Below are 14096 nucleotides of genomic sequence, written 5' to 3'. Positions count from 1 at the left end.
GAGAGTACATCACAAGCCTATGGTGATGGAAAAATCCTCTATCTCTAAAGAGATAAACATATAGTCTGCGCTCATGTGAAAACATGAGAAGTTCATAAGAGAACTGGCTAAGGAATTGCGCCCTTAGTTGAACGAGATACATTTAATTAAATCTATCAAACTTCATTGAAAACATCGAACATACGTGCTATGTTAGATTCAATGAGGTGAGAATAATAATGAAATTTTCACGAGTTAGTTAAGTATCAGAATTAACAGGTTTGCATCCGAGTAGTCTAAGGAGAATGCTGGTGGAACACGCTACGATTCAGAAGAACAAATCTTTCATTAAAGGAGTTACATTCTGATGATATTGGCGAAGAAAGTCAGACTGATTCCAACCCCTGAACAAGAAAAAGTGCTTAGAAACCATGCCGGTGCTGCAAGATTTGCTTATAACTATTGTAAAAGAATGAGTGATAGATACTATAAGCTATTTGGAAAATCTGTTTCACAGTTAGCTTTACAGAAACGATTTACAAAGATCAAGAAGCGAAAGAAATATGAGTGGTTAAAAGACATCAATGCACAAGTTCCTAAACAGGCTTCAAAAGATTTTGATACGGCGAGAAAACATTCGTTCAAAAAGTACAAAAATGGTTATCACACTTCTTATAAATCCAAAAAAGATTTAATCCAAGGATTTTATGCCAATTATGAAAGACTGACTATAGGAAAGAAAGTAGTTCATATTCAGTCCATTGGAGAAGTGAAAACAAGCCAACAACTACCAAGAAACAAAAAACCATCCAATCCAAGAGTTACCTTTGATGGGCGTCACTGGTGGATGAGTGTAGGGTTTCAAGAAGATTTTGCATCCCAAGAACTAACCAATGAGTCGATTGGTGTGGATGTTGGTTTAAAAGAGCTTTTTGTAGCTTCTAATGGTATGAAAGAACGAAATATAAACAAAGATGCTAAGGTTAAAAAACTTTTGAACAGGAAAAAGTCAGCGCAAAGAGATATGTCTAGGAGATTTAAAAAAGGTGTAAAAATTCAATCTGCCGGATATGAAAAAGCTAAAACTGAGCACCTGCGGTTATCTAGGAAAATTACGAATATCCGAAATAACCATATCCATCAAGCAACAGCTAAATTGGTGAAAACCAAACCAATGAGAATTGTTGTGGAAGACTTATCTATCTCAAACCTGTTAAAAAACAAAAAACTATCGAAAGCGTTTTTATTTCAAAAATTAAACTTCTTCTTTCAATGTTTGTCATACAAGTGCGAGAAATATGGCATTGCGTATGTAAAAGCTGATAAATGGTTCGCCTCAAGCAAGATTTGCTCATGTTGCGGAGTGAAATACGACCATTCAGTTCAACCAGAAGGACAGTGGAGTTTAAAAATACGTGAGTGGTGTTGTGTTCCATGCAATAGCCATCACGATAGGGATGTAAATGCTTCGATAAATTTATCAAGATGGGTAAAATAAATGCTTGATAATAGGAGGTAACGATACTGCCTCGTGTGGAGTGTTATACCCCTCGTCCCTTCGGGGTGGCGAGAACACAATGAAGCACTAACTTGTGTAAATTTGATTGAATTGTATAGATTTAGTTAAGTTTATCGTATCGGTATACGTTTAATTGAAGCTGACCTATATGAATGTAATTTAGAAAAAGCAGATTTACGTGAAGCGGATTTAACCGGTGCACAATTAGGTAAGGCGAAACTTAGCGGTGCAAATTTAAAGGGAGCGATAGTTGATAGAATTGACTTTACAAGCTTTAATTTGAAAAATGTAAAATTAGATATAGCACAGGCAGTTGCGGTAGCTAGATGCTATGGGGCTAAGGTGAACTAAATTGTTTGTAAAACCGTTCAAATTGTTGAACGGTTTTACAAATCATAATAGATTTAAAAATTATTTTCTATATAAGAAGCTATTTCATTAGCAAGAGTCGATGTTAATAGTGTAGATACATTGCTTAAAATGATGATTGTAGCCTCTTTGTCAATTAATCGTAAATAGGAGGACGTAAAGCCGTTAATTCCTCCGTGATGAAATATAAGTTTATTATTTTTCTCAGTCATAGCAATATTCCAACCGTAACCATATCCGTAAGATTCTGCAGTAAGCATACGAGACGTCAACCTACTTGATAATAAGCGATTTTCTTTTAGCGCCTTATCAAATCTATATAAATCTTCGGCTGTAGAAACTAATCCACCAGCTGAATATGAATTAGACATATGAATAAATGATGCGTTCTGTAGGCCATGGTTTGGATGTAACTCATACCCAGTTGCTTTATGTTTTTGAATCATATGATTCAAATCAACGCTTGTGTTTATTATAGAGAGTGGATAGAAAATTCTCTTTTTAAGAAATTCCTCATAAGACATTCCGCTTATAACTTCAATAATTTTCCTAATATAATATAACCTGAATTCGAATAATTGAATTTTTCACCAGGGCTAGATTCAAAGGGACATGCGATAACCCATTGTATTAGTTCATCTGGTGTTCGAGGTTGACAAGCTTGCAATAAAAAGTCATGTTGAGCCGTAATATTACCGACTCCAGCAGTATGATTTAGTAAATGCTTGATCATAATTTGATTTCCTTTTGGGAAATCGGGAATGAATTGATCTAAAGTATCATGTAGCTGTAATTTTTCCTCTTCCACAAGCATTAAAATTGAAACTGCTGTGAAGATTTTAGTTATTGATCCAATACGAAACTTCGTAGTAGATGTATTAGGTACGTCCCAATTATAATTAGCTTTTCCAAATGACTGTTTATAAAGAGTCTCTTCTTTATGAGCTATTAAAATTGTCCCATTAAAGTTTTCTGTATTTTTATATAAAAATGAATTGATATATGAGTTTAACAAATTTCAGGCACTCCTTTAAATGTTGGAATATTCGTTACCTGAAATGGAATCCAACGGCATAGGCAATTCCCCCTAGATGAAATGTTTTTTAGAATACTTTTTTATTTTATAATGCAAGTAATGTAAGAAGCAAGTTGATTTAAAGTTTATAAAAATAAAGATTTTTTTAATGCTTGTGGCAATGCTTTAGTAGTTCATATTTTGATGGTGCAGAGAAACAATTATGCAAGTAAGAAAATTGATAGTAATTGAAGCTAGTGAATGAAGTGAACTTGCACTACATGTAAAAGCAACAGCTGCTCGTTCATAATAGTAGTATAATAGTAAATGAGGTGTTCATACTATGGAAGATAAAACGTTAGGTATACTACTAGATGTAGTTGGGGAATTATTTTCAGATGAAATATCAATTGCCGTTTCGAATACGAAAGAATATATTTACTATCGGCCAAGTAAACGAATTGATTTAAAGATTAGCGCCGGGGATCCTATTAAGGAAGGGACCATTGCTCATAAAGCAATGGTAACGAAGCAAAAAGCCTCTGAGTTTATTAACCGGGATGTTTTCGGTATTCCTTATCATGGAATGGCCGTACCGTTTTCAAATAATGAGAAGATTGAAGGGTGCGTGACGGCGATTTATCCCGCTTTAACGGATGGAAAGTCAGTCGTTACTTTAAAAACAACAGACGGATGGGTTCCGGTTCCTTTTTCAAAGGTCATGTATTTAGAAGCTAAAGATAAAAAGACGTATGTGAATTCAGAAGAGTTAACAGGAACACATAAGTACTCGCTACAAGAATTCGAATACTTGTTGCCGAAAGATTCCTTTATTAGATGCCACCGTTCCTTTATTGTAAATATTAATCATATTAAAGCGATTTACCCTGATACGCATTCTACTTTTGTACTTTCTATGGATAACGGAGAGAGGGTACCAGTGAGTCAGTCATACGCTAGCTATTTTCGTAAGCTTCTAGGATTCTAAATTTTTCTGCTTTAGAACTTAGATTTGCTGTTTTATCTGAATTTTCGGCATTGTGTACAAAAATCCCTATTTTGATAGTGTTAATGTGTAAAATAATTATGAATATTCATTGAGAGAGGGATTACATATGGAGAATAATTTAGATAGAATTAGGGATCAACGTTTCAAAGATCGAGTAGTTACACCTGAAGAGGCAGCTTCATGGATTGAAAGTGGAATGACTTTAGGTTTAAGTGGATTTACACGTGCTGGGGATGTAAAAGCAGTCCCATTTGCGCTGGTGAACCGAGTGAAGAATGATAAATCTTTTAAAGTAAATGTTTATACAGGGGCTTCTTTAGGTTCGGATGTAGATAAATTATTTGCTGAGGCAGGAATTTTAGGGAAAAGATTGCCTTTCCAAGCCGATGCGACTATGCGAAAAGGAATTAATAACGGAGACTTTTTATTTGTGGATCAGCACTTATCTCATACAGCAGAGCTACTCCGTGCTGACGTTATGGATATAGATGTCGCTATTTTGGAAGCGGTTGCGATTACTGAAGATGGTATGATTATTCCAACCACTTCAATTGGAAATTCCTTAGCATTTTCCTTAAATGCTAAGTCCATTATTATTGAAATGAATATGGCTCAATCTACGCAACTAGAGGGACTGCATGATTTATATGAACCAGGTAAACAAGGGGAAAGACTTCCAATTCCGCTCGTAAAAACGGATGATCGAATTGGAACAATTGGTATCCCAATTGTTGCTGAAAAAGTGAAGGGGATTGTGTTTACGAATCAACTGGATTCACCATCGACAATTGTTCCTCCAGATGAAGAAACTGTCATTATGGCACAACATTTAATAGAGTTCCTTCGAGAAGAAGTTAAAGTAGGCCGATTAACAAAGAGTTTAGCACCGTTACAATCGGGAATTGGTTCAGTCGCTAATGCAGTATTGCACGGCATGCTAGATTCGGAGTTTGAAGATTTAGAAGTGTATTCTGAAGTTTTACAAGATGCGGTCTTTGATCTTATGGATGCTGGGAAAGTCAATTTTGCTTCCTGCTGCTCCATCACGCTTTCTGAAGAGAAAATGCAACAAGTATTTTCTAACTTTGAAAAATATCGTGACAAATTAATGATGCGCCCGCAAGAGATTTCCAATCATCCTGAAATCATTCGCCGCCTCGGATTAATCTCGATTAATACTGCTTTAGAATTAGATATATATGGAAATGTGAACTCTACTCACGTTTTAGGTACAAAAATGATGAACGGTATTGGTGGTTCTGGTGACTTTGCAAGAAATGCACGTTTAGCTATCTTTGTTACTAAATCGATAGCAAAAGGTGGTAACATTTCAAGTATCGTTCCTTTCGTTTCTCATGTAGACCATACGGAACACGATGTAGATGTTATCGTCACTGAACAAGGGTATGCGGACTTAAGAGGACTAGCACCAAGAGAAAGAGTGGAACTAATTATTGAGAATTGCGCACATCCAATGTATCGTGACCAGCTACGAGCTTATTACGAGGAAGCAAAAACAAGAGGTGGACAAACTCCTCATATTTTAGAAAAAGCTTTTTCTTGGCATACGAACTATGCTAAAAATGGAACAATGCTTGAAGCGGTAGTAGAAACTGTTTAGAAGTGCAAAAATGATTCTTAATATAATATGCCATAAAGGTTAAAAGAAAAAGAACGCCAATTTTCAGGAATGGCGTTTTTTTCTTTTAAAAAATTGTTACCTATTATGAGGAATTATAAAAGTAATCTCTTATTTACGGAAATAAGAGGTTTTTTTAATTACTTTTCGAATCATTTTAATAGTTTATATATCAAAGGTGAGGAGAAAGAATCATGAAGATAAGAAATGCGTTATTAAGTGAAGCAAATGAATTAAGTGAACTTGCACTACATTCAAAAGCAACGTGGAACTATAGCGAAGCATTCATACTTGCTTGTAAGGAAGATTTAACAATTACCGAAGGGTACATAAGTAATAATTTTGTATATGTTTTAGAAAATGAAAATACGAAGATTGGATTTTTCTCATTTTTACGTAACGATAAAGCTCTCGATTTCTTATACATTCATCCTCGTTACAAAGGAAAGGGGTATGGGAAAATAATGTGGAAGTTTGTAATAGAGCAAGCAAATGAGCTAGGAATAAAAAGTTTTACAATTGATAGTGATCCGAATGCAAAAGGGTTTTACTTGAAGATGGGAGCAAAGTTAATAGGAGAGACACCATCAACGGTTTTTGAGGATCGTTTACTGCCTCTTTTGCAATATGATGTGTAAAACAATTAATAGTAGGAGAAGATTAGAGTGGATGATGTAAAGATAAAAAGGATATATGAAGCACTAGTAAAATCATGGTCGATTGAAACAAGTTCAAAGTGGACTATTGAGAATCCGGCAAAGGGACAGTGTGGTGTAACGGCTTTAGTCGTTCAAGATATATACGGAGGAAAAAGCAAAAAGACAAAAGTAGGGGAGGTGTGGCATTTTTATAACTGTATAGTTGGACAGAGGTTTGATTTTACAGAGACTCAGTTCAATGGAAGATTGAATTATTTGGATGTGGAATCAAATCGAGAAGAAGCATTTGCAGATACAAATGAAAAACAATATAGCATTTTGAAGGAAAAGATAATGAAAGAATTCAAATTATCTTTTGACTCTTAATCTTTAATAAGTTACTATAATGGTGGTAACTTATTAAAGGGAACTTCATAGAGTTGAAAGGGGAAATACTTTTGAAAACAACTTATGTAAACGCTACAATCGTAACGATGAATGAACAAAATGAAGTGATAGAAAAAGGATATATCATTGTAGAAAATGATCAAATTATAGATGTAAAGAGCGGAGAATTCGCTAATGATTTTGAAGTAGATGAAGTAATTGACATGAAAGGAAAATGGGTATTACCAGGGCTTGTAAATACACATACACACGTTGTAATGAGTCTCTTAAGAGGTATTGGCGATGATATGTTATTACAGCCGTGGCTTGAGACGAGAATTTGGCCACTTGAAAGTCAGTTTACTCCAGAGCTTGCGGTCGCTAGTACGGAATTAGGATTACTTGAAATGGTGAAAAGTGGTACAACATCATTCTCTGATATGTTTAATCCAATTGGAGTAGATCAAGATGCAATTATGGAAACGGTATCAAGAAGTGGGATGCGAGCTGCTGTTTCAAGAACTTTATTTAGCTTCGGAACGAAAGACGATGAAAAGAAAGCAATCGAAGAAGCTGAGAAATATGTAAAGCGTTATTATAACGAAAGTGGCATGTTAACTACGATGGTTGCACCGCATAGTCCATATACATGTTCTACAGAACTGTTAGAAGAATGCGCACGAATTGCAGTAGAAAATCAAACGATGGTTCATATTCATCTTTCGGAAACAGAGCGTGAAGTACGTGATATTGAAGCACAGTACGGAAAACGTCCAGTAGAATATGCAGCAAGTTGTGGGTTGTTTAAACGTCCAACAGTTATTGCACACGGTGTAGTATTAAATGAAAATGAGCGTGCATTTTTAGCAGAACATGATGTTCGAGTAGCTCATAACCCGAATAGTAATTTAAAACTAGGCTCAGGTATAGCAAATGTAAAAGCGATGCTAGAAGCAGGAATGAAAGTAGGAATTGCAACAGATAGTGTAGCATCTAACAACAATTTAGATATGTTTGAAGAAATGCGTATAGCGACATTATTACAAAAAGGTATTCATCAAGATGCAACAGCATTACCAGTTGAAACGGCTCTTACACTTGCGACTAAAGGAGCTGCTGAAGTAATCGGGATGAAACAAACAGGATCACTTGAGATTGGAAAGTGTGCCGATTTTATTACGATTGGTCCGTCTAATAAGCCGCATTTACAACCAGCAGATGAAGTGTTATCGCACCTGGTATATGCTGCTAGTGGAAAAGATGTAAGTGATGTAATCATTAACGGAAAACGTGTCGTTTGGAATGGCGAATGTAAAACGTTAGATGAAGAGCGTATTATATTTGAAGCAAGTCGTTATAAACGAGGTTTGCAAAGATAGGTAATTATATGTAGTTGAAAAAGCTATCCTTTTTTAAAAGGATAGCTTTTTTCTTGGACGAATAAATATTCAAAAAAATGTCGCATCTTTCTGTTAGTATTTCTGCTATAATATATTACGCTTTATAATATATTATACTTAAGGAGAACAACTCATGAAGCGAAAAAAGAGCCATTTAATGGTAATGGCACTTGTTACATCTTTATTATTAACAGCTTGTAATAATAAAGCGAATAAAAGTGACACAGAGGCAAAAGAACAAGTATTAAATGTAACAGTATCTGAAGAAATTCCTTCTCTTGATACTGCGAAAACGATGGATGGTACATCAGCACACGTTATGCAAAACATATTTGAGGGGTTGTATGTATTAGATGATCAAGATCAGCCTATTCCAGCAGTAGCAAAATCGTTTAAAAGAAGTGAAGATGGTAAAAAATATACATTTGATTTGCGTAAAGATGCAAAATGGTCAAATGGAGACAGTGTGACAGCAAATGATTTTATGTTTGCATGGAAACGTGCAATTAAACCTGAAACAGCGTCTCAATATGCGTACATGCTCTTTCATGTGAAAAATGCGAAAGAGATAAATAAGGGAATAATGCCTCTTGATGAACTTGGGGTTAAAGTTATAAATGATTATAAGTTAGAAGTGGAACTCGAACAGCCAATTCCGTATTTTTTACAGTTGTTAGCACTGCCGATTTACTTGCCACAGCATGAGTCATTTTTGAAAGAACAAGGAAAGAATTATGCATTGGAACCTAGTAATCTCATATATAACGGCCCATTTGTATTAGAGAAATGGAAGCATGAACAAGAGTTTCAATTAAAGAAGAATGCTACATATTGGGATGAAAAGAAAGTGAAATTAGACGAAATAAACTTTCAAATTGTAAAGGATACAATGACCGCTGTTAATTTATACGAAGCTGGTAATTTGGATCGAGTGCCTATTAATTCTCAATTTGTAGACAAGTATAAAGGGAATAAGGAATTACATATGTCGAGCGATCCTGGAATTGCTATGCTACGTTTTAATGAAAAAAACAATGCGTTAGCAAATAAGAAAGTGCGTCAGGCTATTTCATTCGCGTTAAATAAAGAAGATTTCGTTGCTCACTTTATAAATAACGGGTCAAAACCTGCAAGCGGACTTGTACCAGTTGGTCATATAAATGAAGAGACTGGCAAAGATTTTAGAAAAGAAAACGGAGATCTTTCTTCATATGATTTGCAAAATGCGAAAAAGATTTGGGAAGAAGCGAAAAAAGAACTAGGAGTAGAAGAAGTAAACCTCGAGTTTTTAACGTATGAACAAGATAATGCAAAACGTATGGCAGAATATATAAAAGGTGACTTAGAAAAGCATTTGCAAGGACTCACGATACAAATTAAACAACAGCCATTTAAGCAAAAATTACAGTTAGAACAAACAGGAGATTACGATATATCTATGGCAAATTGGGGACCGGATTATAAAGACCCAATTAGTTATTTAGAACTCTTTACGACGGATAATCAAAATAACAAAATGAATTATTCTAACCTTCACTACGATGAATTAATAAAGAAAGCGAAAAGCGATTTTGTACTAGATCAAAAGAAAAGATGGGAAGCATTGCAAGAGGCCGAGCGTATTCTGATAGAGGATGCTGCAGTTGCACCGCTTTATCAAATGGGATCAGCTTACGTACAAAAGGATTATGTAAAAGGAATTGAGAAGCATCAATTTGGTGGTGTTTATACGTATAAGAATGCTTATATCGCTAATGAATAAATACAAAAAACCTTACTCTTTAAAAACCTTACTTTTTAAAAAGTAAGGTTTTTTAAAGAGTACATGGAATAAGGGAATACAGTACAAATCAGCATACAAACAATCTTTTGTTGTAACTATGTTTGTTTTTAATTATATAAAAAATATTAGATTATATATTTTGTCATTGATATACTTAAAAGGTAATTGAGGTATTAAGATGAATCGATAGCGATGTTTGTGTATAATTATTTGAGTATTATAAAAATAAGGGAGCTTAAGTGTTTGATTTGAACGGGGCTTTTTCTATATGAATGAATTGGTATGTATAATACTTGGGGATATTAACTTGGGAATCTCAGGGGATCCTTTGAAGCTAGAAAAAGCAGAGTCAAATTCCATGTACCATTAGGTCCTGGTGTAGGTTTATGGGGATTTGGTTTAGAAATTAATGTTAAGGAATAAAGGGGATAATTAGTATGAATAAGAAAGTAAAAAGATTTAAATATTTTATGGTTGTATTAGCCTGTATTGCAATTTTTGGTACAATTTTACCTAATGCATTAGATCCAAATGAAACATTAGCAGGTAACATCTCAGTTGCAGTTTTTGGTACAATGGGTACTTGTTTATTATTTTCTATTACTTATTTTATTATAAAAACAGCTATTTTAAGAGGTGGGAAATAAGATGGTACAAAATTTAGAGTTAGAATTTTAATTCATATACATAAAAAAGGAGAATTTCTATGAAATTACTACGTTTATTTATGATTCTCACTCTTGTTGTATTGTTAAGCGCATGCAATACAGCAACACAAGTCACAAAGGTTCAAAAAAATGGCGAAACGACTTTAAAAATTGGTTCGTTGCAAGGGTATTACGATGTGCAAACGATTAAAGCTGAAAAAGGAAATGTGGAAATTCCTTATGAAGCAGCCGTTGAAGAAGGTACGATTTTATTGCAAGTTACAAAAGGTGATAAGGTTATTTATGAAGAAGAAGTCACTTCTCAAAAAGAAGGTCTGCTTTCGTTTGAAGCGCCAAAATCCGGATCATATGATTTAATTGTACGAGTGCAGGGTGAAAAAGAGAAAGCAAAAGAAATTCAAATACATACTAAGCTATGAAAAAATGGCAAGTGGAGTGCACCCGCTTGCCGTTTCTATTTTCGGTTGATTCTATCACAACATATGTTTATTAATGTAAGAAATGCTTCGCTGAGTCCTGCTGTTTATTCGGCCGAAATTCCTGATGAAGTTAAAATAAGAGATGAACAAAAGAATGTGTTACAAACTTGGCATGTTAGAAACGAAATTGATCACTCTCTTTTACATGATAAAAAGACTCGGTTTGATGCATTTGTATTTGAAAGAGATATAGATGGTAAAGGGGACATAAGGTGATAATCTTTTTAGAGAAGATGTCCCAGAACATACTACTGATATTGATTATATATGGGGGTAAATAAGTTGAAAAATATTGAGGTTCTAAATAAATACATTGAAGGGTTTTCTAATACTCTCCCTACGTGGTTAAAGTATCTGATCGAGGCAGAGGAAATACATCAAAACTATGAGAATGTACAAGTACTTGGTGAATTAAAAACAGATGCGGTGTTGTACTATGTACACCGTACGTTGCAAGTGTTAGATGGATTGTCTTTAGATGAAGAAGCGTATCGCATTATTGAAAAAGTACTAACGTATAGTGAGCTTGCAAAGGTAGGCTCTTTAAAACAGCGAGAGAAATGGAAGAAGAACGGAATCAATCTATTGGTACATAACGAGGGTTCTGCTGATATCTTTAGTGATATTCAGTTTATCGAACATATAGAGACAAACTTAAACTCTACTGAGTATTTGTTTGTTCGAGATATAATTAGAACACATGGATTAATCGGGCAGTATATCCGCGGAGAGGCTCGTTTGAACTCTCATATTGATTTAATTGACACATATAAAGAAGAATACGGAGACGTTAGGTTAAAGGAGATTCTATACTATCTTAATCAATGTATTATTGAAGGTGTATCAAAATCTTTGTGGAGCGAAGTAAAGAACGATGTGAAGATTACAATTGATGGGCTATTTGATGGTTATGTGGAGCCATTTACTTCTCGTGTACATAGACTCACGCCAAAACATAAGGAGTCAGTATTTGAAAAAGATATAATTATGGGGAGCGAGAAGAGAGACGTTCAAACATTTTTATCTGATAAGGATTTGTGGTATGTAGAACCGTCTATGCATGCCCTTAGCTTCGAGGATATTTGGACAGTTTTTGTTATGTTAAAGAACGAGATAGGCACTAGAAAGGTTCAGCATATCCATTTCGAGAAATTGATGCAACAGTTGCACTATGATTTCAAAGGCGAGAAGAAGGACAACGTGTATCGTAAGCGGGTTATTGAGAAGTATCTACGGGAGTACCGTGAGAACGAGAAGCCGAATACAACACATGTTTCTTTTGAGGTTAAAGTCGATGAAGATATGAAGACTGCGTATGTATCGTTTCAGTTTTCTGCTGTAGGTGAAGCGTTAATCATCTTCTGTGTAGAGGCAGAAAAGATAGATATGATGCATGCTCGGGCAAATGTACTGCTCTTTGATTTCTTCGGGTTACGAAAGGATGCATATGATAGATTCCATAACGAAGAAGTGTATTTGGAGCATATGAATAGTTCGGCTGATGATAAACGAATTATTCTTGATTATATAAAGGGAGATACGATTGTAGATGTCGGATCCGGTGGTGGTGTTATGCTAGACATGATTGAAGAAGAGACCGAGGATAAACGAATCTACGGTATCGATATTTCCGAAAATGTGATTGATACGTTAAAAAAGAAGAAACAGGACGAAAGTCGTTCTTGGGACGTCATTAAAGGGGATGCTATCAACTTAGGTAGCTCGTTTGATAAAGAATCGGTTGATACGATTGTGTATTCTTCTATCCTTCATGAGCTGTTCTCTTATATTGAGTATGAAGGTAAGAAATTCAATCATGAAGTAATTAAAAAGGGGTTACAGAGTGCTTACGAGGTGATAAAGCCAGGAGGTCGTATTATCATTCGTGATGGCATCATGACTGAAGATAAAATGTTAATGCGTGTGATTCATTTTAAAGATGCAGGTGGAATGAAGTTCTTAGAGCAGTATGTCCGTGAATTTAAGGGGCGTATAATCCAGTATGAGGTACTTGCAGACAACACAGTCAAAATGCTTGTTAACGATGCGATGGAGTTCTTATATACGTATACATGGGGGGAGGATTCCTTCGTTCACGAGGTGCAAGAGCAGTTTGGAATCTTTACGCCAAACGACTATAAGGATTTCGTAAAGGGTATCTTTGGAGATAAAGTAAACATCGTTCAAGCTATGAACTATTTACAGGATGGATATACACAACATCTTAGCGAGAAAATCGATTTTAAAGATGAGTCTGGGAATGCGGTTGTGCTACCGGATAGTACGTTCTTTATGGTTTTAGAAAAGAAGTAATGATATTGAAAACTTTTAAAAAGTTTAGTTTGTGAGTTTCGATATGTTTGTGGAGGATCTCGTTCTAAAGCATATGCAATGACGGGAGAGTACATGGACAGCTATACATTCCAAAAGCATTGCGAAAACAGAAAAAGAACGTAAAAAAAGGGACATGAGTAAGAATATGCTCATGCCCCTTTTTAGATTATATAATTTATTGTACTTCGCATCAGTCGTATGATGATCTAAGAAATGAAAAACGCTCGGTTTCCTATCTTTCGTTAAAAATCCACTATCTTGATTCATTATGCTGAAACGAGTTTTTACGTATAATTTCTATTAAACTCATTTTAATAAAGAATAATAATTCGTATCATAGGGGATATCATCTTGATACATATAATTTTTTAGAACGCCTTCTTTTTCAAATCCTAATTTTAATAACACTTTATTGGAAGCTTCATTTTCAAGAAATACAATTGCTCCGATCCGTTTTAAATGAAGTGTGTGGAAACCGTATGATATAACTTCAGAAACAGCTTCCGTCGCATATCCATTTCCCCAGTGTTCAGGGAGAAAGGCATAACTTATATTGGCTCGTTTATGCTCAGAAGACCAATCATGAAACCCGATTGTTCCAATGAGTTCTTTTTTGTCCTTTAATTCAATTCCCCATTTTATACCACTTCTTGCATTGTAACTGAGCTTAAAGTTATGAATGACTTGTTTCACTTGATCGACATCTTGTAATGGTTTTTGGCCATAATAGCGCAGTACATCAGTATTAGAAAAGCATTGTAGTATACTCGGTGCATCTTCTTCGGTAAGTTCTCTTAAAATGAGTCGGTCGGTTTTCAATATAGGAAACATGCTTTCACTCCATTTCTTCTGGAACTAGAATATGTTGTTATTATAT

Annotated in this window: 11 protein-coding genes and 5 pseudogenes; 14 read left to right on the top strand and 2 right to left on the bottom strand. The window is 34.9% G+C overall.

The features are described from left to right. Positions 1-218: 218 nt before the first annotated feature. The 3 genes and pseudogenes from DN389_RS29365 to DN389_RS26125 form a co-directional block, all read left to right on the top strand. Positions 219-328 (top strand): annotated as a pseudogene (locus DN389_RS29365) (IS607 family transposase); the annotation flags it as partial. Positions 329-346: 18 nt separating this feature from the next. Then, the gene (locus tag DN389_RS26130; protein ID WP_060489969.1) at positions 347-1477 is read left to right on the top strand and encodes an RNA-guided endonuclease InsQ/TnpB family protein; all 1131 of its coding nucleotides are present in this window, start codon (positions 347-349) and stop codon (positions 1475-1477) included. 141 nt (positions 1478-1618) lie between these two features. Next, positions 1619-1849: pseudogene (locus DN389_RS26125) on the top strand (pentapeptide repeat-containing protein); the annotation flags it as partial. Between the two features lie 53 nt (positions 1850-1902). Here the strand turns inward: DN389_RS26125 and DN389_RS26120 are convergent. Next, a pseudogene (locus DN389_RS26120) lies at positions 1903-2882 on the bottom strand (serine hydrolase domain-containing protein). Between the two features lie 343 nt (positions 2883-3225). Here DN389_RS26120 and DN389_RS26115 point away from each other — a divergent pair. From DN389_RS26115 to DN389_RS26060, 11 genes and pseudogenes are all read left to right on the top strand, one after another. Further along, a complete protein-coding gene (locus tag DN389_RS26115) occupies positions 3226-3870 on the top strand; it encodes a LytTR family DNA-binding domain-containing protein (RefSeq protein WP_098190274.1) in 645 nt (214 codons plus the stop codon). Between the two features lie 127 nt (positions 3871-3997). After that, entirely contained in the window at positions 3998-5512 is a 1515-nt protein-coding gene (locus DN389_RS26110) for an acetyl-CoA hydrolase/transferase family protein (protein ID WP_149237751.1), read from the top strand. Positions 5513-5724: 212 nt separating this feature from the next. Beyond that, positions 5725-6168, top strand: a complete 444-nt coding sequence (locus DN389_RS26105) for a GNAT family N-acetyltransferase (protein WP_149213165.1) — start codon at positions 5725-5727, stop codon at positions 6166-6168. A 27-nt stretch (positions 6169-6195) separates the two neighbouring features. Then, positions 6196-6555 carry a YunG family protein gene (locus tag DN389_RS26100; protein ID WP_098190271.1) on the top strand — a complete coding sequence of 120 codons (360 nt, stop codon included), beginning with the start codon at positions 6196-6198 and terminating at the stop codon, positions 6553-6555. Between the two features lie 53 nt (positions 6556-6608). Beyond that, positions 6609-7934 carry a bifunctional S-methyl-5'-thioadenosine deaminase/S-adenosylhomocysteine deaminase gene (locus DN389_RS26095; RefSeq protein WP_149237750.1) on the top strand — a complete coding sequence of 442 codons (1326 nt, stop codon included), beginning with the start codon at positions 6609-6611 and terminating at the stop codon, positions 7932-7934. Between the two features lie 154 nt (positions 7935-8088). Further along, positions 8089-9717 carry a peptide ABC transporter substrate-binding protein gene (locus DN389_RS26090; RefSeq protein ID WP_098190269.1) on the top strand — a complete coding sequence of 543 codons (1629 nt, stop codon included), beginning with the start codon at positions 8089-8091 and terminating at the stop codon, positions 9715-9717. A gap of 327 nt (positions 9718-10044) precedes the next feature. Further along, positions 10045-10161: pseudogene (locus tag DN389_RS29270) on the top strand (WXG100 family type VII secretion target); the annotation flags it as partial. A gap of 14 nt (positions 10162-10175) precedes the next feature. Beyond that, positions 10176-10385, top strand: a complete 210-nt coding sequence (locus tag DN389_RS26080) for a hypothetical protein (RefSeq protein WP_001036928.1) — start codon at positions 10176-10178, stop codon at positions 10383-10385. 59 nt (positions 10386-10444) lie between these two features. After that, positions 10445-10825 carry a BA_1872 family lipoprotein gene (locus tag DN389_RS26075; RefSeq protein ID WP_098190268.1) on the top strand — a complete coding sequence of 127 codons (381 nt, stop codon included), beginning with the start codon at positions 10445-10447 and terminating at the stop codon, positions 10823-10825. A gap of 327 nt (positions 10826-11152) precedes the next feature. Beyond that, a complete protein-coding gene (locus DN389_RS26065; RefSeq protein WP_149237749.1) occupies positions 11153-13198 on the top strand; it encodes a class I SAM-dependent methyltransferase in 2046 nt (681 codons plus the stop codon). Positions 13199-13225: 27 nt separating this feature from the next. Then, positions 13226-13356 (top strand): annotated as a pseudogene (locus DN389_RS26060) (radical SAM/SPASM domain-containing protein); the annotation flags it as partial. 169 nt (positions 13357-13525) lie between these two features. Here the strand turns inward: DN389_RS26060 and DN389_RS26055 are convergent. Then, positions 13526-14050 carry a GNAT family N-acetyltransferase gene (locus DN389_RS26055; RefSeq protein WP_098190266.1) on the bottom strand — a complete coding sequence of 175 codons (525 nt, stop codon included), beginning with the start codon at positions 14048-14050 and terminating at the stop codon, positions 13526-13528. Positions 14051-14096: the final 46 nt, after the last annotated feature.

It is taken from the genome of Bacillus sp. AY3-1, assembly GCF_008368785.1.
Classification (GTDB): domain Bacteria; phylum Bacillota; class Bacilli; order Bacillales; family Bacillaceae_G; genus Bacillus_A; species Bacillus_A wiedmannii.
This window is presented reverse-complemented; position numbering and strand designations above follow the sequence as displayed.